This is a genomic window from Variovorax sp. Soil_C_19, from assembly GCF_057657255.1.
Genome location: NZ_JBDGIV010000006.1, coordinates 40,903 through 60,258, shown reverse-complemented (window position 1 = coordinate 60,258; position 19,356 = coordinate 40,903). Strand labels below are relative to the sequence as shown.

Below are 19,356 nucleotides of genomic sequence, written 5' to 3'. Positions count from 1 at the left end.
CGGAATAGGTCGGCGAGAGCGTAGAGGCTCGAATAGATTGCCTCGGTCGGGCTAACGGGCTCGGGCAGCCCGTCTGGCGACGTGATGACAATGGTCATCCGCTCCTTCGAGCCTTGCTGTTCCCGGTCGGCGACAAGGCTCGCCGACTTGCACCATTCCGGGGTCGCAGCAATGAGGGCATCGCTACCGTTGCGTCGAGCGGTGCTTGCTTTTTGAGCCATTCGTCCATCTATGATTCCAACGAGCCGTGTCCGCCTGAAAGGTAGCACGCCGCCGGCTCCAGCCGGCCCGAATCGGCCGGTCGTTGCGCCCTGCCAGTGGCTGAACCCAGACGTTCTCCAGCAAGTTATGGCCTCCCCTTGCGCACGGTCGCTGTGCAGTCTCCGAAACCGATCCGACGGCGTCCCGGGCGCTCGCAGTAGCCTCGCAGTGTCACCGTGTCGTCATCGTGCAGGAAGAGACGCTCCTCACCATTTGACAGTAGCAGTGGATGCCTTCCACCTTGTGTGATTTCCAGCAGACACGCCGCCTGACCGGCGCCCTCGCCGGACAGCGTCCCCGTTCCAAGCAGATCGCCCGACATCAGGTTGCAGCCGTTGACGGTGTGGTGTGTCACGAGTTGAGCCACCGTCCAATACGCCGCCTGGGCGAGGCCGGTGCGAACGATGCAGTCGCCGCTCTGACCCCGAGCCCGCATCTGCGGCGTTTGTAGCCAGACCTCGAGCGTCACATCGATTGCACCGATTTCACGGCCCGATTGGCTTTCCAGGTATGGCAGCGGCTGAGGCTCATCGGGTGACCGAACGAAAGGTGTGCGGAATGGCGCCAGAGCCTCCAGCGTCACGATCCATGGCGACAGTGTCGTGGCGAAACTCTTCGCGAGGAATGGCCCCAGCGGCTGCGCCTCCCAAGCCTGGAGATCACGTGCGCTCCAGTCGTTCAGGAGCGTCAGCCCTGCAATGTGCTCCTCGGCGTCGTCGATGGGGATCGCATCGCCTTGTTCATTGCCTCGGCCAATGACGATGCCCATCTCCAGTTCGAAATCCAAGCGGTCGCTCTGCTGCATCGAGGGCACCTCGGCACCTGCAGGCTTCACCTGCCCGTTGGGTCGCGCGAAACCGCGCCCGCTGACTTGTATGGAGGACGCACGTCCGTGATACCCGATGGGGACCCACCGGTAGTTGGGCAACAGCGGGGTGTCAGGTCGCGAAAGGCGGCCGGTGTTGGCCGCGTGATGGATGCCGATGAAGAAATCGCTGTAGTGGCGAATGTCGCAAGGCAGGCCCAGTTCGACATCACTGATCGGAGCCAGCCATGACGCGATGCGCGCGCGGTCGACGTTGCCGCGCAGAAGGGCCTTCGAGATCGCCTGCCGCAGCGTATGTCGCTGGGCGCTGGCCAATGTCAGCCAGTCGCCCATCTCCGAACTGTGGAAAAGCCCGGCGCCGTGCACGTCCAAGACTTGATCACCGATGGCTACGCCGATCGACCACGGATCGGATGCATCCCGTCGGAACCTGCCATAGGGCAAGTTCTGAATGGGAAATGGAGTGTCGGGCGCATTGGCGCTCTCAACCCAACTGACGAGGTCAGGCGAGTTCGTATTGAACGGGGCGGTCAAGGTGGTCCTTGGTGGTCGAGTGTGCTGTTTGCTCGCGAGCCGGCACCCGGGTCCGCCCCCGGCAACGGGGAGCGACCGGGAAAAGGGCTTCAGTGGTCGCGGGAGGGGATTAGCGGCAACATCAGGTGCGAGTCGTAGCGACCGCCAGTGAGGATGGTGTTCTCGCCGCCGAAGAGATCAGGCTTGCGATCCAGCGGGTCGGTATGCAGGAACGGCCCTGACCCTTTGCGCGGCTCCGTCGCGCCCTCGCGTTCGAAATCTTGCGCGTCAACGCGCACTGCAAGCCGATACCGTCGTGGTAGCACGATGGACGTGGGCCAGATTTCCACCTCCACCCGGTAATCTTCGCCTGGTGTTAACGGCTCGATTTCGGTATGCGTGTGAAACGGCTGCCCCGGCCTTGACCGCGCGGGGTCGGTCTTGCGGTGCGAAGCGCGCAGCCACCCTTGCGCGACAGGCACCTGTGGATCCGTCGCGCCTCGGAAGAGCACTTCGCCGCCATCTGGGTCATACGCTCGGACAGTGACGAAAAGATCCATGTCCTTGGTGCTTGAGCGAATCCACACGACCAGTGATAGCGGTCCGGTGAACTCTGTCGGTGCCTCCATCGGAGAGCTCACGAACTCGACACCGCGCCCTGGCGCAGAGTACGAAGCTGTAGCGATCAAACCGAAGGGCTCGGACGCCAGCTTGCCCGCCTGGGCATCAAGGTAAAGCTTGGTCCATTGCGTTCGAGCGATGGGCCATTCATGTTCAAAGCGCTGCTCGTACCGGTCCGGATGGCGCACCTCCAGCATGACAGGAGGTTGTTCGTCCCATCCGTTGGGCTCATCCTTCAAGAACCTGTCGAAAAAGCGCTTTTGCATCTGCACGTATTCCGGCAGATAGAAGGATTCCCAATGCGTGCCACCGTGCATCTGCAGCCACTTCTGCCGCGAACCTGCACCAAGGAAGCCCTGCACGTTGCCGCGAAGATGCAGCCCCATGCCGCCCCAGTTTCCTGCGGACAGGACCGGCACCTCGATGTCCGCGAGCTTCGATGATCTAGCGGCGTACCAGTCGTCGACGAGCGGATGCGACCTGAACTCATCGATGACATCCACCCGGTTCGAGCGCAGAGCGTCAGCGCCCAACGCCTCGCCGGTGCTCGTTGTACCCGTCTCCCGGTCGATGTAAGGACTGTCCGCGTTGCCGTTCTGCACTGAAAGGATCTGCTTGGGGAACCAGAGTTCGAAGAAGAAATTGCCGAAGATCCCGCCGTGATGACTGGCATCGCGGTACATGTCGCTGGCCCCTTCCCACGGGCAGATTGCCGCCAGATGAGCAGGACGACGTGCGGCGACCTGCCACTGATTCATCGCGTAGTACGAGATGCCAAGGAGGCCCACCTTGCCGCTCGACCATCCCTGCACGCCCGCCCATTCGATGCAGTCTGCGTAGTCGTCTACTTCCTGCGGCGACCACACCCACAGCTTGCCTGGCGACTCGCCAGCGCCCCGGCTGTCGACGACCACGATCGCATAGCCCCAAGGAACCCAGCGCTCTGGATCGGCCACCTCCCAGCGCAGGTACTTTCCGGAACTGCCTTCCGTGTCGATACCCGGGTACAAGCGTTTCAGTTCGTCCCACTGCGGCTTGAAGGCATCCTCGAAATGCGCGTCTTTGCCATAGGGGCCGTGCGTCATCAGGACCGGCACGGGTGTGTCCCCGTCCGGACGGAAAACGTTCGCCTTGAGGACCGCGCCGTCGCGCAGGCGGATCGGTACATTCTTTTCAAAGATCATGGGTCTTCCGATCTATGTCACTGAAACAGTGCGACTGCGCGCGTCCAGCCCGCCGAGCCGCCGCGGATCTTGGCCGGAAAGCAGGACAGGAAGAACCCGTTCGGCGGCAACACTTCCAGGTTGTGCAACTTCTCAAGGTGGCAGTAGCCGATGTCGCGGCCTGCCTTATGACCCTCCCAGATCACTGCCGGGTCTTTGTCTTGCTTGTAGCGCTCGGCGGTGTACACAAAGGGGGCGTCCCAACTCCAAGCGTCCGTACCGGTCACGCGGACACCACGCTCGAGCAGGTACATCGTTGCGCCATAACCCATGCCACACCCTGCCTGCACAAAATCCGGCTTGCCGTAGCGGCTGCCCGCGCGCGTGTTGATGACCACGATCTCCAGCGGCTTCAGCGTGTGGCCGATGCGCCTCAACTCTGCCGCGACGTCTTCTGCTTGCACTACATAGCCGTCCTCGAAATGACGGAAGTCAAGCTTCACCCCTGGTTGGAGGCACCATTCAAGAGGTACCTCGTCGATGGTGATCGCCGGCTCACCATGGTTCATCGTGGATGCAAAGTGCCACGGTGCATCGAGGTGCGTGCCGTTGTGGGTGCTGAGCTCCACTTTTTCCACCGCCCACGCTTCGCCGTCGGGCAGGTCTCCCGCCTTGAGCCCGGGGAAAAACTGCGCCAATCGGCTGAAGCTTTCCGTGTGGTTCATGTAGTGGATCTTCGGCGCAAACGCTGGTGGATCCGAAATCACTTCGTTCTCGAGAAAGATGGAAAGGTCGACGATTTTCTTGAACATCACGAATCCATTTCGATGCCGAGTGGAGGCAGGATGCGCTGGTAGCGAGCGAACTCCTTTTCGAGATAAGCCTTGAATCGGTCAGGCGGCATACCCGAGACCTTGTTGCCGAACGTGACCATTTTTTCCTTGAAGCCAGGGTCAGCCAGCGTCTTCGCGACGCCTTCGTAGAGTGAAGCCAGCACCTGGGGCGGCATCTTCGGCGGCGCAAGCATGCCGATCCACGCGGGAATGTCGATATCGGGCATACCCAACTCGGCGAACGTAGGCACGGTCGGCAGCGTCTCTGCGCGCTGCGCCCCCGTGATCGCGAGCGCCTTGATCTTCTCGGCCTCGATGTACTGCATCACCGACGATGGCGCGATGAACGAGACGTCCACGACACCACTGATCAGATCCGTGAGAGGCGTTCCTTTGTAGGGGACGTGGATCAGGTCGATGCCGGCCTGCTTGGCGAACAGGGCACCGACCACATGCGTCGTGTTTCCATTCCCCGCTGACGCGTAGCTCAGCTTGCCAGGTTGCTTCTTTGCTGCGGCTACGAACTCCGCGAGGGTATTGAAGGGTCCGTTCGCCCGGTGCAACAGCGCGAAGCCGTAGGTCGAGTACACCATCGACAAGGGGGTAAAGCCATCGATCGGGTTGTACGGCAGCTTCTTCATCAGCACCCCGTTCGTCAGGTGCCCCCCGGTGGTCCAGAGCACCACGGAGCCGTCGGGTTTCGCACGCGACACCTCCGACGCACCGATAGTGGTGGCCGCGCCCGGTTTGTTGTCAACGATGCACTGCCGACCGGTCACCTTTTGATAGGTGTCGGCGAAGATGCGCGTCATCCCGTCGAGGGCGCCGCCGGCAGGGAACGGCATCACGATCCTCATCATCTCGGGCAGATCCGTCGTCGCCGCTTTAGACGTGGGCGCTGCAAGCGCGACTGCAACGCCTGCAAGCGCCTCTCTTCGATTCAACATGGGCTTGTCTCCTATGGCACCGGCCGGCGCTGACTAGGCCGAAAGCCGGTAACGGGCGCATTCTAGACAAATAAAACATCTGTTTCAATCAAGTGTTTCTACGCATCTCCGAATCAGCTTGCGCGATTGAAACAAGTGATTGACTCGATGATGCAGAATGCCCATGACCATCGCGCGCCGCACTGCCGTGGCACGTATTGACCCAATTCCTTTGCCTCGCTTGGACATGCCAGGACGAACACCCCCTTCATCCGATCGCCTCACCCGGCAGAAGATCCTCGATTCCGCTTTGGCCCTCTACGCCGAAAAAGGCATAGACGGGGTGCCTGTGCGAACTCTGACCAGCCATGCGGGTGTCAACGTTGCGGCGATCCACTACCACTTCGGAAGCACCGAAGCGCTGGCTGAGGCCCTTTTTGATGAGCTTTCATCGCGCGTCAACAAGCGCCGGACCCTGGCCCTGAAAGAGATCACAGCTGCGGCAGGTACAGCGGGTACGCGCCCCGAAGTGACTGCGATCGTCAAGGCCTTTGTCGCTCCGTATGTCGGGGATAGCGCAGCAACTGAAGGTCAATTGCTTGCACAGTTGATCCTGAAGCATCGTCTTTCCCCTTCGGCGATGACGGAGCGGGTCATCAAGAAGCACTTTGACCCGATGGCCAAGCAGTTCGTAGCGGCGCTCCACGACGCAGTGCCTGAAATTCCGTTGAGCCTGATGTACCTGCGCTACATGCTGATGGTCAGTACCGTCGTGCTCTTCTTGACCGACAGGGGTCGACCGAGTCGGCTCCATCGCCTCTCCGGCACAAAGGCTGGGACAACGGACACGCAGGCCGTTGCGAATGCCCTTGTTGACTTCGTCGTTGGCGGAATCCGGGTGGCGGCTTCCTCGTAGGGGCACGCTTCCGGCAAGCTGCCCTTTGTCGAGCGGTCGCGGCGTGCAGCCCCGTTTCGCTGACCGTAAAAGAGGGCATGAGACGTTCTGGTCCCGATAACTTTGACAACTTCGCTGAAGCCGAGCACTGATGACCGCTTCCGTGGGAAACCGACTTCCGCTTGGGGGCCCGAAGCAGAAGTTTCTCCATCGAGAAAGCAGACATTCTGGCGATGCCAAAAGTCTGAAGCAGGGCTCCTATTGAATACGCTGGCCCGCCACCACTTTTGAAATTCCGACCGGCCCTTCGAGTCCCTTGTCGTATGCCTGCCTAGCCAGGATCACCTCCTTGATGTGATCTTGCGCCCAGACACACATTTGCTCCGAAATTTCCGAAACGCTGGTCCCTAAAGGCAGCAACGCGTATTCCACGCTGGGCGGCGTGGTGGCGTACACGGTGCGAGACACCAGACCATTGCGCTCCAACGAGCGGAGCGTCTGCGTCAACATCTTTTGAGTCACGCCGTCCAACCGACGACGAAGCTCACCGAAACGAAGGGGTTCGGGTGCGAGCGACCACAGAAGAAGCACCGCCCACTTGTCGGAAAGGATCTCGACGACGCTCCTCGACGGGCAGTTTGAATCGAACACGTTTCCAGGTGGCAACTTGCGAAGTTGACCGGATGTTAGATCGTCGAATCTAGTATCCATTGGGTACCTACCAATCGTTTGGGTGCCTAGTTTACAGTTCTTGTACAGATACCGATCATGCCCTACCGGCTGCTGAAACGGCCATCAACGTAGGAATCATCGACATGAAAAGCCTGATACAACACCGCTTCGGCGGCCCAGAAGTCCTCGTCCTGGAGGAGCGACCCCGCCCCGCGCGCAACTTCGGTGACGTGCTGGTACGCATCCATGCGGCCAGTCTCAACCCAATTGATCTCTTCACGCGCAGCGGCGTGATGCCCATCCTCGGCCCCGCGCCCATTGTTCCGGGCTGGGACATTTCCGGCGTGGTGGAGGAAGTGGAACTCGGCACGACATCCTTCAAGGTCGGCGACGAGGTGTTCGGCATGCCGCTGTTCCCGCGTGCGGCCAATGCCTATGCCGAGTACGCCGTGGCGCCGGCCGGCCAGCTCTGGCACAAACCTGCTGGCCTGAGCCACGCGCAGGCGGCCGCGCTCGCGATGTCGGGCCTGACGGCGTTGCAGGCGTTGCGCGACATCGCCCGCCTGCGCCCGTCGCAACGCGTCTTGATTCACGGCGCCGGCGGCGGCGTCGGTCACCTCGCGGTTCAGATCGCCAAGGCTCTGGGTGCGCATGTGATCGCGACGGCGAGCGTTGCCAAGGAGGCCTTCGTCCGTGGGCTCGGTGCGGATGAAACCATCGACTACACGTCGGTGGATTTCACGAGCCACGTGAAGAATGTGGACGTGGTGCTCGATCTGGTTGGCGGCGATTGCGCAGAACGCTCATTGAAGGTGTTGACGCCCGGCGGCATCGTTGTCACGGCGCTGGGACTGAGCCACGCGCACATGCCTGCGCTTGCCGCGGCGGCCGGCATGCGTTTTTCGAGCATTGCGGTGCAGCCGGATGGCGCCGGCCTGCAGCAGTTGGCCACCTGGGCGGAGAGCGGGCTCGTCATCCCGCATGTGAGCTTGAGCTTCCCGCTGGCGGAAGGCGCGAAGGCGCACCAGGCCTTAGAAGCCGGCGCGATGACCGGCAAGATCGCTCTGACCATGCTGTGAGGAATTGATGACCACTTTCGCTCTCGCACACATCAGGCAATCAACCTTCAACGACGAACTGGTCGAATACCTCCACCGCATTGACGCGACGCTCGCGCCTTACGAGGGACGATTCCGCGTTCACGGTGGCGCAATACAGCGGCTGGAAGGAGATTGGAACGGCCAGCTAGTTCTGATCGAATTCCCAGACAGGAACAGCGCGCAAAACTGGTACGGGTCCGATGCCTACCAAAAGATCGTGGCCCTGCGCACCGCGAACTCGGTGGCGGACGTCATCCTTGTAGACGGCGTCTCCATCGATCACCAAGCCACCGACATCCTGAACGCAGCCTAGCTGCCATGCGCTGCCGTGCCTCGCGGCAGGCAGGCGCTTTCAGTCGCCCCATCTCATTGCGCAACGCGCGCCGCGCGGCTTCTTGTCCGTCGGCGCGCAAAAGACAGCCATGCCCAACACCTTGAAACTTCTCATCGACGGACAACTCGTTTCGGGAAAACAGTCCCTTGACGTCATCAACCCGGCCACCGGAAAGACGTTCATCACCATCTCCCGCGCCGACGTATCCCAGGCCGTCCGCGCAATTGCCGCGGCCAAAAGTGCGTTTCCTGCCTGGTCCAAACTCAGCTATGCAGAACGCGCAAGCCATTTGCGCCGCTTCGCGGAGGGCATCAAATCAAGGTGTGAAGAGTTCTCGCAGATGCTGACGCGCGAACAAGGCAAGCCCATTGCCGAAGCGCGCTGGGAAGTGAACTGGACCATCGATCAGCTGCTGTACCACGCGTCTCTGGAGCTCAGACCTCAGATCATCCGCGAGAACGCAACGGAAAAAATCATCGAGCAGCGCCTCGCACGCGGCGTGGTCGCGGCCATCGCGCCGTGGAATTATCCGCTGCAGATCCTGATCGCCAAGGTTGGCGCGGCTTTGATCACTGGCAACACCGTGATCGCAAAGCCAGCGCCGACGACTTCGGCTACCACGCTGATGCTCGGGGAAGTCGCCGCCGGAATTTTTCCGGCCGGCGTGTTCCAGACACTGGTCGACCGCAACGATCTCGGCCCCATCCTGACCAGCCATCCCGACATCGCCTTCGTCAGTTTCACGGGCTCGACCGTTACGGGCAAGAAGGTGCTGGGCAGCACGGTCGACACGCTCAAGCGCACCTCGCTGGAACTTGGCGGCAACGATGCGGCAATCGTTCTCGATGATGTGGACGTCAAGGCGGCGGCCGCAAAGGTCTATTCCGCCGGCTTCCTGAACGCGGGCCAGATCTGCTTTTCGGCCAAGCGTGTCTATGTGCCGAACGCCATCATGGACAGCTTCGTCGCCGAACTTGTCGCGCTGGCAAACCAGGAGAAGGTCGGCGACGGGCTGGACCCCGCCACCACCATGGGGCCGTTGCAGAACAGGATGCAATACGACCGGGTTCGAGAGCTGATCGAGGACGCCAGGAAGTCCGCCTCCATAGTCGCGGGTGGCGAAGTCGTCGAAGGCGGCGGCTACTTCATCCCACCGACCATCATCACCGGACTCGCCGACGACCATCGCCTGGTCGTAGAGGAACAGTTTGGCCCTCTCATGCCCGTGCTGGGGTATGACGAGCTCGACGACGTCGTGCGTCGCGCGAACGACAGCAAGTTCGGCCTCGGCGCCACGATCTGGACGGGCGACCCCGAAAAAGGCATGGCCGTCGCATCGCGCATCGAGTCGGGCACCGTATGGGTCAATACGCACGTCTCGCTGCCATTTGATGTGCCGTTCGGCGGTGCCAAGGAATCGGGCATCGGCCAGCAAGGCGGACTGGAAGGGCTGAAGGATTTCACGCAGGTGCGAATCATCAATGTGGCGCTTGGTGGCGGCCTCGGAGGTACGACGCCCACAGAGCCAAATACTTCGGTGTCGGCCTCGCGCTTCCCTGCCAAGCTGCGCACAACGACGATAGACGGCCTGTCTGTTCGGTACGCGCGAGCGCCACGCCGGGGCGCGGAAACGCTGCTGCTGCTGAGTCCTTGGCCGGAGAGCCTCATGGCATACCTGCAGATGTGGGCCCCGCTCGCGGAGCGCTTCGATGTGCTGGCGCTGGACCTGCCGGGATTCGGTGGGTCGCAGGGGCGGCCCGACGTGATCGCGCCGGAAGCGATGGGGAACTTCATCGTCGAGGCGGTTCGCCGTCTCGGCCTGACACGTCCGCATGCGGTCGGCCCGGATGTCGGAACGTCCGCGTTACTGTTCGCCGCAGCCAACCATCCCCAGGCGTTCGCATCCATCACGGTCGGAAGTGGCGCTGCGTCATTTCCGCTCGAGGTCGGAACAGGCCTCCACGATCTGATCGAGTTGCCCTCCGAGAATCTTCGCGCCATCGTTGCGGAGGAGTTGATCAACAGTGTTCTCACCAACCTGGATCACTATGCCGTGCCCGAATTCGTGCGCCAGGACTACATCGAGTCCTACCGCGGAGAACGCTACGCCGAGTCCGCACGCTTCGTGCGCCGGTATCCCGAACAACTCGAGCGCCTGAAGGGGCGGCTTGACAGGATTCGGACTCCGGTGCTCGTGATCGCAGGGCGCGACGACCCATTCGTTCCGGTATCGAACGGCCAGTATCTGATCGAGCGGCTTCCAAACGCAAGACTCGAAGTTGTTCCCGCAGGCCATTTCGTCTGGGAAGACGCTCCGCAGACCTATGCAGAGCTCGTTCTCGACTGGGCAACTTCGCACATAGGCAACTGACAGCGATCCACACCGCGAAAGAACCCAACATGCATGCATTCGTTGCACATTCATTCACAGGCTTTGGAGGGCTCGAACGTCAGGACGTCGTGATGCCGAGACCAACGGGAGATCGCCTTCTAGTGCGAGTCGCCGCGGCTGGCGTCAACGTCGTCGATCACTCCATCCTGCACGGCAGGATGCCCATGGTGACCGCGCCTCTGATACTCGGAAACGAGGGTTCGGGCGTGGTCGAGCAGGGAGATGCCGACTTCCCTGCAGGAACACGTGTGGTGTTCGGCGGTCCGTTCGGCGTTCTGGAAGCGGGTGCCTACGCCGAGTTCGTGGCCGTGCCGAAATCCATGCTTTACCGGCTGCCGGACAACATCGATCTCATCGAGGCTGCAGGCCTGCCCGTCGCTTATATCTCGGCGTGGATAGCGCTGGAGATGGCCGGGTTCGAACCTGGACAAGTCGTTTTCAGCCCCGGGGTGTTCGGCGGCATCGGCAATGCAACGCTCCAACTAGCCCGCGCCCGAGATGCCGCCCTCGTGCTGTCGTCGACGAGCACCTCGGGCAAGGCCGAGCGCGCGCGGGAAGCAGGCTTCGAGCATGTCATCGATATGCAGAAGAGATCACTGGTCGAGGCCATCCGAGAATTGACCGATGGTCGCGGCGTCGACGTCGTGGTTGACGGCCTGAGCGGTGCGGTTCTGACCGCTGCGATGGAGGTTCTCGCTCCTCAAGGAACGATCGTCACCGTGGGCTATTCGGCTGGACGCGCCTCGGAGATTGACGTCACGAACCTGATCTGGAAGTCGGCACAGATTCGCGGCTTCAATTTTCTCTTGGAGAGCCCCGAAAGGCGGGCCCTGGCCTGGCAGGGTGTCAGCGCGCTTCTGGCGAACAAAAAGATCAGACCCATCGTTGCCAAGGTATTCCCGTTCGCACAAACAGCAGAAGCCTTGCGGTGCCTGGTTGAGGACCGCCCGTCCGGACGCGTGATCGTGTCCTTGTGATCGCTGAAGCGTCTAACGCCTTGCCTTAGGGCCAAGGTGTGCGCTCCGCCTGTTCAAGTTCACCAGACACTTCAGAAAGTTCAGCCATGAAGATTGCATTCATCGGGGGCGGTCAAATCGCCCAGTCAGTGGCCTCGCTGGCGATGGCCAAAGGTCATCGCGTGAGCCTGGGTGTGCGGAACCGCGCGGGCTCGCCGCCGTCCGGGATGCCCTACACAACGTTCGCCGAGGCGGTAGTCGGCGCTGACCTCGTCTTCATCGCCATACCGTTTGATGCCGTGAAAGCGGTGATGCTGCCCCTGGCCGATGCATTGATCGGCAAGATCGTCATAGACGCGACCAACCCGGTCGCGAAGGACTGGTCGCCGATCCTGATCGGTGAAGAGGACTCCGGCGCCGAGCAGGTCGCGCGAATGCTTCCCGAATCGCTCGTCGCCAAGGCCTTCAACACGATCTTTGCCGACGTGTTGAAGCCGGCCCGGCTCGACCGCGACGGGCAGCCCCTCACGCTCTTCGTTGCCAGCGACAACGAAGCGGCGGCGATAAGAATCATGGCGCTGGGCGCTCAAATGGGTCTTGCACCCGTCAACGCCGGGCCGCTGAAGTCTGCGCGATACCTGGAAGCAATCGCGCATTTGAACATCGAACTTGCTGTGCGGCAGGGTGGGGGAACGAACGCCGCGTTTGTCTACAGCCGCGCGCACTAAGCCAAGAGGTGGCGGACTGGTCCAATGGCTGCTGCTGCCACCGATTTCGGCCGCACAGGCGAACTTCCGCTTCTGGCCGATCGCAGTACTACGACAGAGCCGCCCGCAAGCTTAGCTGGGCCTGTCGCAAGATGCGCTCGGCCTCAAGAATCGGCTCATGACTGCGACTGAAAAGATAGCTTATTGCCCCGTCGTCGTCACCGCTGAGCGCCCTGAAGTCCCTTACCACTGGGCTGCACGAATTGCGGAGGTCGTACAGAACGATGACCTCTTCAAACCAGTGCCAGTTCTCCGCGGTTGCCGTGGACAGGTTTTCGTCACGCAAGGCGATGCGCTTCGCGAGCGTCAGACGGTCGGCGAAATCGTTCGCCGCAGCAGTCAACGTGGATACGGTGTTCATGAGCGTATTGGGTCTTGTGCTGGAGGTCCGCTTTTGGCCGATATCAGTCACCCTGCGGAGGTCCGGGGCTGCGGTTTGACGCCGAGCCAGTTTGTCCGGACCGCGACAGAGTGTGCAACCAGGAAAGGAATGGGCAACAAGTAGAGCGCCCATCCGCTGCGCACAAGAGACTGGAAGAAGGTGAGCTTGGCCATACCCGCGTTGACTGCACCCCAATCGATGGGAAGGGTATAGAAAAGGTAGCTGGTCAGAACTCGGACTGCGGCAAGCACTCCATTCACTCCCAAGATGTACGTCATGGGCAGAATGCGGTCGCCGGCGATGAGGCCAAACAAAACGCTATAGCCTGTATACAGGAGCAGAGCGACAGAAAGGCCTAGGGGCCACCATCCACGGGCATCGACGCTATGAGCGTAGCCGATAGCCGTCTCAGCGACTGCGACTACCGAGAGGATTCCCAGCAGCAGGGTGACGTTCTCGTTTCTCATGGTGAATTCGTTGGAAGATATTCTGCGCGTATCAGCTTACAAGTGTTCGATGCCGGCGAGGGCCGCTTCTGGCCGGATCCGGCTATTGGTTGCATTCTGCACGGGCCGGCCGTGCGACGCCTGGCCGCAGCGCCATCGGGCGACCCTTCGCGCCGACGGACGAAAGCGCGATCGCGCGTTGACGAAAGAACAGTGTCGTTCCGCAGTGCCATCCCAATTAAAAATCGACAGCACCCCTTCAGACAGACGCAGGAGCAGCAAAGATGTACGAAGAGAAATTCATGAAGCAGGCGCTGGCGCTTTCAGCGCGCGCGATCGCGGAGCCCGGCACCGAGCCCTTCGGCGCGGTGGTGGTGAAGGATGGGCAGGTGGTCGGCGAAGGCTTCAATCATTCGGTCGCCCATTTCGATCCCACTTCGCACGGAGAGGTCGAAGCGATCCGGGACGCATGCCGGCGGCTGCAGCGCGTCGACCTGGCAGGCTGCGAGATGTATTCCTCATGCGAGCCTTGCGCGATGTGCGTCGCCGCCATGCGGGTGGCGGGCATCCGCCGCTTGTTCTATGCGGCTTCGCTGGCGCAGTCCGGCGTGGTGTTCGAGGGCCTGCCGGTCGCGGACCGGCATCCCATCGACGTGGATGAACTGCGCCGCGTGGCAGGCGCACCGCTGGAGGCCGGGCTGACTCCTGCCGAGCAGCATTCGGCGCAGGACGCCATCGACATCCTCGAAGCGTGGGCCGGGCCGCGGAAGATCGCGGCGCTGGGTCGTCGTTAGGCCGACCGCTCCCTGCAGCGTGCTGCGTCGGCGATCCACGAAGGCGGGGCTCGATGCTCGCCCCCCTTGCAAAGGACGCGGATGGCGGCACAGTCGCCCGCCTTGGCACGGGCTTGCAGCATCTTGAGTTCCGCCATCAATACGGACATGTGAACTCGTCTTTTCGTCATGGCGCGACTGTAAGCGGTTTCGTACAAAATGAGTTAGAAAGTTTACATTTCTGTCATTGAGTTTACCTATTGGGCTGGCGGAGGCTGGCCCTGTGGCGGATGCGCGATACTTTCGCGACTTCACCCAGGCCGTGCCCATTCCGTCCCCCACCGATTTCCCCGTCTTCGACAGCTCCGACTTCAGCGGCGAGTCGGGCGCGTTCCATTTCGACTTGGTGCGGCTCGAATCGCGCCCGGACATTCCGCGCGGGTTTCCGCATCGCCACAACTACTACCACCTGCTCTGGATGAGCGAGGCGGCGGGCACGCACCTGCTCGACTTCGAGACCTTCGAGGTGCGCGCCAACACGGTGTTCTTCGTCTCGCCCGGCCAGTTGCACGCCTGGGCCTCCGACGTGCCGCCGAAGGGCTTCGTCATCAACTTCAGCGCCGAGTTCTTCGTGCAGATGTTCCCGCGCGCCGACGACATCGCCAAGTACCCGTTCTTCCACATCGCCTCGGACGCGCCGGTGCTCTACCTCGAACAGGCGCAGCACGACGCGTTGCTCCCGCTGCTGCTCGAGATGGAGCAGGAGATGCTCGGCCGCCAGGAGGCGCGGCTGGACGTGGTGCGCTCCTACCTGCTGGTGCTGCTGACGCGGCTGCGGCGGCTCTACCCCGAACGCGCGGCCGAGGGCGCCTCGCCGCAGAGCTACGCACTGACGAAGCGCTTCCGGCTGCTGATCGACCGCCATTACCTGGAGTTCGGCCCGCTCGGCGACTATGCCGAGCGGCTGCATGTCACCGAGCGCCAGCTCAACGAGGCCGTCAAGCGCACGCTCGGCAAGACCGCCGGCGAACTGGTGCACGAGCGCCGCGTGCTCGAGGCCAAGCGGCTCCTGTGCAACACCGGCATGGGAGTGGCCGAGATCGCGTTCCACCTGCAGTTCGAAGACCATGCGTATTTCAGCCGCTTCTTCAAGAAGCGCACGCAGATGACGCCCGGCGAGTTCAAGAAGCGCTACGGCACCCCTGGGACCCCTGGCGTAAGCCCCTAGTCCGCGCCGTCGAAAAGTACAAGGCGAGCGACCAATCGTCCTACCCCCTTCGGCGCCCGGCTGCCTAAAGTCCTTCCATCTGAAACTCTGCCGCCGTCATGGGCGGCCCGATGGCTGGCGATGAACGAATCCACCCCACTGCGCACCGGCGGCGAGCTGATCGTCGACGCGCTGCTGGCGCAAGGCGCCGACACCGTGTTCTGCGTGCCGGGCGAGAGCTACCTCGACGTGCTGAATGCGTTGCATGCGCAGCAGGGCGCCATGCGCGTCGTCGCCTGCCGCCACGAAGGCGCGGTCGCCTTCATGGCCGAGGCCCAGGGCAAGCTCACCGGCCGCCCCGGCATCTGCATGGTCACGCGCGGGCCGGGTGCCACCAACGCGAGCATCGGCGTGCACACCGCGTACCAAGATTCGACGCCGATGATCCTGCTGATCGGCCAGGTCGGGCGCGACATGATCGAGCGCGAGGCCTTCCAGGAGATCGACTACCGCCGCATGTTCGGCCCGTTCACCAAGTGGGTGGCGCAGATCGACGACGCCGCGCGCGTGCCCGAATTCATGGCGCGCGCCTACTCGGTGGCCATGTCGGGGCGCCCCGGCCCCGTGGTGCTGGCGCTGCCCGAAGACATGCTGACCGATGCCGCCATGCCGCTGGCCGTGCCGCGCGTGGAGGTGCCCGCGGCGCATCCCGCCCCCGACGCCATGCAGCGCCTGCACGAGCGCCTGGCCGCGGCCGAGCGGCCGCTGCTGCTGCTCGGCGGCCCCGGATGGCGCCCGCAGGCCCGCGCCGCGATCGAGCGCTTCGCGGTGCAGAACGCACTGCCCGTGGCCTGCGCATTTCGCCGGCAGGATCTGTTCGACAACCGCCATCCGAACTACGTCGGCGAGGTCGGCATCGGCCTCAACCCCGAGCTGGCCCAGGCGGTGCGCGAGGCCGACCTGCTGATCGCCGTCGGCACGCGGCTCGGCGAGATCGTGACGAGCGGCTACACGCTGCTCGACGTGCCGCTGCCGCGCCAGCAGCTCGTGCATGTGCTGCCGTGCGCCGAGGAGCTCGGGCGCGTCTACCAGCCCGCCGTCAGCATCCTGAGCGCCGTGTCCCCGTTCGCCGAGGCGGCTGCCCTGCTGCCGGCGGTGGATGCGGCGACCCCGCGGCAGGCCTGGCGCGACCGGCTGCGCGCCAACTACGAGCGCTACACCACGCCCGTGGCGCGCGAGGCCGCGCTCGACCCGGCGCGCGTCATCCAGGCGCTCGGCGACACGCTCGCGCCGGATGCGATTCTCACCAACGGCGCGGGCAACTACAGCGCCTGGGCGCACCGCTACTACCCGTTCTCGCGGCCGAACACCCAGCTTGCGCCGACCAGCGGCGCCATGGGCTACGGCGTGCCGGCCGCCATAGCAGCCAAGCTGCAGCATCCGTCGCGGCAGGTGGTGTGCCTGGCCGGCGACGGCTGCTTCCTGATGACTTCGCAGGAGCTCGCGACCGTGAAGCGGCACGACCTCGCGATCGTCTTCATCGTCTTCAACAACGGCATGTACGGCACCATCCGCATGCACCAGGAGATGCACTACCCCGGCCGCCCCATCGGCACCGACCTGTGCAACCCCGACTTCGTGCGCTATGCGCAGTCGTTCGGGCTGCAGGCCGAGCGCGTGGCCCGCACCGAAGCGTTCGCGCCGGCGCTGCAGCGCGCGCTGGCCGCGGGCGGCGCGGCACTCATCGAACTCGCGATCGAGCCCGAGATCCTGACCCCGCGCGCCACGCTCAGCGAACTGCGCGAGAAGGCGCTGCTGCAGCAGAAGCAAAAGCAACAGCAGCGCGCCGCGGCCTGACACGATTCATCACCACCAAGGAGACAAAACACATGAACAAACTGCTGCGGGCTTCGGCCCTCGCGGCCCTGGGCGCCTGCGCGCTCACGCAGGCCCATGCACAGGCTGCCGCCGAGTTCCCGGTGCGCCCCATCCGCATCGTTGTGCCGTTTGCGCCCGGCGGCGCCACCGACGTGATCGCGCGCGTAGTCGGCCAGAAGATGTCGGACTCGCTCGGCCAGCCGGTCGTCGTCGACAACAAGGCCGGCGCCAACGGCAACATCGGCGCCGTCACCGTGGCGCGCGCCACGCCCGACGGCTACACCATCCTCATGGCCACCTCGAGCCACGCGATCAACGCCACGCTCTACCGCAAGCTCGACTACAGCCTCACGAAGGACTTCGCCGCGCTCTCGAACCTGGCCTCGGTGCCGCTCGTGCTGGTGGTCAACCCTGGCGTGCCGGCGCGCAACGCGGGCGAGTTCGCGGCCCATGCCAAGGCCGAGGGCGACAAGCTCAACTTCGCCTCGGGTGGCACCGGCACCGCCGCGCACCTGGCGGGCGAGCAGTTCAATACGATGGTCGGCGCCCGCATGATGCACGTGCCCTACAAGGGCGGCGCGCTCGCCCAGACCGACCTCATTGGCGGCCAGGTGCAGGCGATGTTCGCCAACCTGCCCGAAGTGCTCTCGCAGGTGCAGGCCGGCAAGCTGCGGCCGCTCGCGGTCACGGGCAAGGCGCGGCGCGCCAACCTGCCCGAGGTGCCGACCTTCGCCGAAGCCGGCTATCCGCAGATGGACGCGCGCTCGTGGTTCGGCCTGTTCGCGCCGGCCGGCACGCCGGCACCGGTGGTGGCCAAGCTGTCGGCATCGATCGCCGCGGCCGTGGCCGATCCCGCGGTGCAGGCCCGCCTGAAGGAACTCGGCGCCGATCCCATCGGCGACCGGCATGAAGCCTTCCAGCCCTTCGTCGCGCAGGAGGTGAAGCGCTGGGGTGCGCTGGTCGAGCGTTCGGGCGCCACCGTGGACTGAACCCAGACCCTTTCTCCTTTTCTTCTTCGAACTTCAAGCCAAGGAACCCACAGCCCATGCTCTACGACGTACGCACCTACACCTGCCGCCCCGGCACCCTCAAGCGCCACCTGGCGCTCTATGCCGAGCACGGCTTCGACGTGCAGCGGCGCCACCTGGGCGAACCGCTGGCCTATCTGCAGACCGAGACCGGCAACGTCAACAGCTACACCCACATCTGGGTCTTCGCCGACGCGAAGGACCGCGCCGACAAGCGCGCCGCGATGCAGCGCGACCCGGCCTGGGCCGGCTACCTCGACAAGAGCGCCGAGGCCGCCTACCTCGTCTCCCAGGAGACGAAGCTCATGGTGCCGACCTCGTTCTTCAAGCCTTGAGGTGCTGAGCGCATCGGCCGCTCACTCGAGCGTGAGGCCGATGTCCTTCACCAGCGCGCCCCAGTCCTGCAGGTCCTGCCGGATCGTGGCGGCAAACTGTTCGGGCGTGTTCTGCGGCAGGTCGTTGAAGTTGAGGTCGTGCATGCGGCGCACCACCGCCGGGTCGCGCAGCACCTGGTTCACGGCGTCGTTGAGCTTCTTCACGATGGCCGGCGGCGTCTTGGCAGGGGCCAGCAGGCCGTACCAGGCGTAGTTCTTGAACGGATAGCCGCTCTCGGTCATCGTCGGCACGTCGGGCAGCATGGGAATGCGCCCGGGGCCGCTGTTCGCCAGGGCGCGGATGCGGCCTGCGCGCACGATCTCCACGGTCGACGAGATGTCGGCGAACGCGGCATCCACCTGGCCGCCCGCGAGGTCCTGCACGCAGGGGCCGCTGCCCTTGTAGGGCACGTGCGTCATCACCAGGCCGGCCTGCTTCTTGAGGCTTTCCATGGCCAGGTGGCCGCCCGAGCCGGCGCCCCACGAGCAGTAGTTGAGCTTGTCGGGGCGGGCCTTGGCGTAGGCGACGAACTCCTGGATCGTCTTCACCGGCAGGTCTTTGCGCACCAGCAGCAAGTTGCCGCCGCGGCCGATCTGCGCCACCGGCGCGAAGTCCTTTACCGGGTCGTACGAGAGCTTCTTGTAGAGGCTCGGGTTCACGACCATCGCCGCGGCATAGGTGAACAGCAGCCGCTGGCCGTCGGGTGCCGCGCGCGCGACGAGTTCGGCGCCGAGGATGCCGTTGGCGCCGGGCCGGTTGTCGACGATGAAGGTCTGCCCGAGCGCCTTGCCGAGCGCCTCGGCGAAGATCCGCGCGATGGTGTCGGTGCCGCCCGCGGGGGCGGTCGGCACCACGAGCGTGACGGGCTTGTCCGGGTAGGCATCGGGGCCCTGCGCATGGGCGGCCGCGGCCACGCAGGCGGCTGCGAACGCGCCGCAGGCGAGTGCGCGAAGGGGGCGGTGAAGGAAATGCGGGCTCGTCATGGTTCTTGTCTCCTGGAAATCGGGT

General features: G+C 63.7%; 19 protein-coding genes. 11 read left to right on the top strand and 8 right to left on the bottom strand.

The window, feature by feature from the left end:
* Positions 1-346: 346 nt before the first annotated feature.
* The 4 genes from fahA to AC3A6R_RS14655 all read right to left on the bottom strand — a co-directional run bounded on the left by fahA (position 347) and on the right by AC3A6R_RS14655 (position 5,164).
* Positions 347-1,621 (bottom strand): fumarylacetoacetase, encoded by a 1,275-nt coding sequence (gene fahA / locus AC3A6R_RS14670; protein ID WP_487860539.1) that lies wholly within the window; start codon positions 1,619-1,621, stop codon positions 347-349.
* Positions 1,622-1,710: 89 nt separating this feature from the next.
* A complete protein-coding gene (locus AC3A6R_RS14665) occupies positions 1,711-3,405 on the bottom strand; it encodes a CocE/NonD family hydrolase (protein ID WP_487860540.1) in 1,695 nt (564 codons plus the stop codon).
* A gap of 17 nt (positions 3,406-3,422) precedes the next feature.
* A complete protein-coding gene (locus tag AC3A6R_RS14660) occupies positions 3,423-4,196 on the bottom strand; it encodes a cyclase family protein (RefSeq protein WP_487860541.1) in 774 nt (257 codons plus the stop codon).
* Positions 4,196-5,164: a tripartite tricarboxylate transporter substrate binding protein gene (locus AC3A6R_RS14655; RefSeq protein ID WP_487860542.1), complete on the bottom strand. Its 969-nt coding sequence runs from the start codon at positions 5,162-5,164 to the stop codon at positions 4,196-4,198. Before AC3A6R_RS14655 ends, AC3A6R_RS14660 begins: the two co-directional genes overlap by 1 nt.
* 163 nt (positions 5,165-5,327) lie before the next feature.
* Between AC3A6R_RS14655 and AC3A6R_RS14650 the strand changes: the two genes are divergently transcribed.
* The gene (locus tag AC3A6R_RS14650) at positions 5,328-6,059 is read left to right on the top strand and encodes a TetR/AcrR family transcriptional regulator (RefSeq protein WP_487860543.1); all 732 of its coding nucleotides are present in this window, start codon (positions 5,328-5,330) and stop codon (positions 6,057-6,059) included.
* 237 nt (positions 6,060-6,296) lie between these two features.
* Here the strand turns inward: AC3A6R_RS14650 and AC3A6R_RS14645 are convergent, their stop codons facing one another.
* Entirely contained in the window at positions 6,297-6,749 is a 453-nt protein-coding gene (locus AC3A6R_RS14645; protein WP_487864704.1) for a winged helix-turn-helix transcriptional regulator, read from the bottom strand.
* A 104-nt stretch (positions 6,750-6,853) separates the two neighbouring features.
* Between AC3A6R_RS14645 and AC3A6R_RS14640 the strand changes: the two genes are divergently transcribed.
* The 5 genes from AC3A6R_RS14640 to AC3A6R_RS14620 all read left to right on the top strand — a co-directional run bounded on the left by AC3A6R_RS14640 (position 6,854) and on the right by AC3A6R_RS14620 (position 12,220).
* Positions 6,854-7,789 carry an NADP-dependent oxidoreductase gene (locus tag AC3A6R_RS14640; protein ID WP_487860545.1) on the top strand — a complete coding sequence of 312 codons (936 nt, stop codon included), beginning with the start codon at positions 6,854-6,856 and terminating at the stop codon, positions 7,787-7,789.
* 7 nt (positions 7,790-7,796) lie between these two features.
* Positions 7,797-8,123 (top strand): DUF1330 domain-containing protein, encoded by a 327-nt coding sequence (locus AC3A6R_RS14635; RefSeq protein ID WP_487860546.1) that lies wholly within the window; start codon positions 7,797-7,799, stop codon positions 8,121-8,123.
* Positions 8,124-8,232: 109 nt separating this feature from the next.
* Positions 8,233-10,515, top strand: coding sequence for an aldehyde dehydrogenase family protein (locus AC3A6R_RS14630; protein ID WP_487864703.1), 2,283 nt, complete (start codon positions 8,233-8,235; stop codon positions 10,513-10,515).
* Positions 10,516-10,544: 29 nt separating this feature from the next.
* Positions 10,545-11,513, top strand: a complete 969-nt coding sequence (locus AC3A6R_RS14625) for a quinone oxidoreductase family protein (protein ID WP_487860548.1) — start codon at positions 10,545-10,547, stop codon at positions 11,511-11,513.
* An 86-nt stretch (positions 11,514-11,599) separates the two neighbouring features.
* Positions 11,600-12,220 carry an NADPH-dependent F420 reductase gene (locus AC3A6R_RS14620; RefSeq protein WP_487860549.1) on the top strand — a complete coding sequence of 207 codons (621 nt, stop codon included), beginning with the start codon at positions 11,600-11,602 and terminating at the stop codon, positions 12,218-12,220.
* A gap of 88 nt (positions 12,221-12,308) precedes the next feature.
* Here AC3A6R_RS14620 and AC3A6R_RS14615 read toward each other — a convergent pair whose 3' ends face one another.
* Both AC3A6R_RS14615 and AC3A6R_RS14610 read right to left on the bottom strand, forming a co-directional pair.
* Complete coding sequence (locus AC3A6R_RS14615) at positions 12,309-12,620, bottom strand: hypothetical protein (RefSeq protein ID WP_487860550.1); 312 nt, start codon at positions 12,618-12,620, stop codon at positions 12,309-12,311.
* A gap of 47 nt (positions 12,621-12,667) precedes the next feature.
* Complete coding sequence (locus AC3A6R_RS14610) at positions 12,668-13,108, bottom strand: hypothetical protein (RefSeq protein WP_487860551.1); 441 nt, start codon at positions 13,106-13,108, stop codon at positions 12,668-12,670.
* Between the two features lie 281 nt (positions 13,109-13,389).
* On the opposite strand from AC3A6R_RS14610, the gene AC3A6R_RS14605 reads away from it, so the two are divergent.
* The 5 genes from AC3A6R_RS14605 to AC3A6R_RS14585 all read left to right on the top strand — a co-directional run bounded on the left by AC3A6R_RS14605 (position 13,390) and on the right by AC3A6R_RS14585 (position 18,308).
* Positions 13,390-13,881 carry a nucleoside deaminase gene (locus tag AC3A6R_RS14605; RefSeq protein WP_487860552.1) on the top strand — a complete coding sequence of 164 codons (492 nt, stop codon included), beginning with the start codon at positions 13,390-13,392 and terminating at the stop codon, positions 13,879-13,881.
* A gap of 262 nt (positions 13,882-14,143) precedes the next feature.
* Positions 14,144-15,088, top strand: a complete 945-nt coding sequence (locus tag AC3A6R_RS14600; RefSeq protein WP_487864702.1) for a helix-turn-helix domain-containing protein — start codon at positions 14,144-14,146, stop codon at positions 15,086-15,088.
* 120 nt (positions 15,089-15,208) lie between these two features.
* Positions 15,209-16,924, top strand: coding sequence for a thiamine pyrophosphate-binding protein (locus tag AC3A6R_RS14595; RefSeq protein WP_487864701.1), 1,716 nt, complete (start codon positions 15,209-15,211; stop codon positions 16,922-16,924).
* A 32-nt stretch (positions 16,925-16,956) separates the two neighbouring features.
* Positions 16,957-17,934: a tripartite tricarboxylate transporter substrate binding protein gene (locus AC3A6R_RS14590; RefSeq protein WP_487864700.1), complete on the top strand. Its 978-nt coding sequence runs from the start codon at positions 16,957-16,959 to the stop codon at positions 17,932-17,934.
* 56 nt (positions 17,935-17,990) lie between these two features.
* Positions 17,991-18,308, top strand: a complete 318-nt coding sequence (locus AC3A6R_RS14585; protein ID WP_487860556.1) for an NIPSNAP family protein — start codon at positions 17,991-17,993, stop codon at positions 18,306-18,308.
* A 21-nt stretch (positions 18,309-18,329) separates the two neighbouring features.
* Here the strand turns inward: AC3A6R_RS14585 and AC3A6R_RS14580 are convergent, their stop codons facing one another.
* The gene (locus tag AC3A6R_RS14580) at positions 18,330-19,331 is read right to left on the bottom strand and encodes a Bug family tripartite tricarboxylate transporter substrate binding protein (protein ID WP_487864699.1); all 1,002 of its coding nucleotides are present in this window, start codon (positions 19,329-19,331) and stop codon (positions 18,330-18,332) included.
* Positions 19,332-19,356: the final 25 nt, after the last annotated feature.

Coding starts and splice junctions, on each gene's coding strand:
- AC3A6R_RS14665 (WP_487860540.1), bottom strand. CDS start 3,405: ATGATCTTTGAAAAGAATGTACCGATCCGCCTGCGCGACGGCGCGGTC.
- AC3A6R_RS14660 (WP_487860541.1), bottom strand. CDS start 4,196: ATGTTCAAGAAAATCGTCGACCTTTCCATCTTTCTCGAGAACGAAGTG.
- AC3A6R_RS14655 (WP_487860542.1), bottom strand. CDS start 5,164: ATGTTGAATCGAAGAGAGGCGCTTGCAGGCGTTGCAGTCGCGCTTGCA.
- AC3A6R_RS14650 (WP_487860543.1), top strand. CDS start 5,328: ATGACCATCGCGCGCCGCACTGCCGTGGCACGTATTGACCCAATTCCT.
- AC3A6R_RS14645 (WP_487864704.1), bottom strand. CDS start 6,749: ATGGATACTAGATTCGACGATCTAACATCCGGTCAACTTCGCAAGTTG.
- AC3A6R_RS14640 (WP_487860545.1), top strand. CDS start 6,854: ATGAAAAGCCTGATACAACACCGCTTCGGCGGCCCAGAAGTCCTCGTC.
- AC3A6R_RS14635 (WP_487860546.1), top strand. CDS start 7,797: ATGACCACTTTCGCTCTCGCACACATCAGGCAATCAACCTTCAACGAC.
- AC3A6R_RS14630 (WP_487864703.1), top strand. CDS start 8,233: ATGCCCAACACCTTGAAACTTCTCATCGACGGACAACTCGTTTCGGGA.
- AC3A6R_RS14625 (WP_487860548.1), top strand. CDS start 10,545: ATGCATGCATTCGTTGCACATTCATTCACAGGCTTTGGAGGGCTCGAA.
- AC3A6R_RS14620 (WP_487860549.1), top strand. CDS start 11,600: ATGAAGATTGCATTCATCGGGGGCGGTCAAATCGCCCAGTCAGTGGCC.
- AC3A6R_RS14615 (WP_487860550.1), bottom strand. CDS start 12,620: ATGAACACCGTATCCACGTTGACTGCTGCGGCGAACGATTTCGCCGAC.
- AC3A6R_RS14610 (WP_487860551.1), bottom strand. CDS start 13,108: ATGAGAAACGAGAACGTCACCCTGCTGCTGGGAATCCTCTCGGTAGTC.
- AC3A6R_RS14605 (WP_487860552.1), top strand. CDS start 13,390: ATGAAGCAGGCGCTGGCGCTTTCAGCGCGCGCGATCGCGGAGCCCGGC.
- AC3A6R_RS14595 (WP_487864701.1), top strand. CDS start 15,209: ATGAACGAATCCACCCCACTGCGCACCGGCGGCGAGCTGATCGTCGAC.
- AC3A6R_RS14590 (WP_487864700.1), top strand. CDS start 16,957: ATGAACAAACTGCTGCGGGCTTCGGCCCTCGCGGCCCTGGGCGCCTGC.
- AC3A6R_RS14585 (WP_487860556.1), top strand. CDS start 17,991: ATGCTCTACGACGTACGCACCTACACCTGCCGCCCCGGCACCCTCAAG.
- AC3A6R_RS14580 (WP_487864699.1), bottom strand. CDS start 19,331: ATGACGAGCCCGCATTTCCTTCACCGCCCCCTTCGCGCACTCGCCTGC.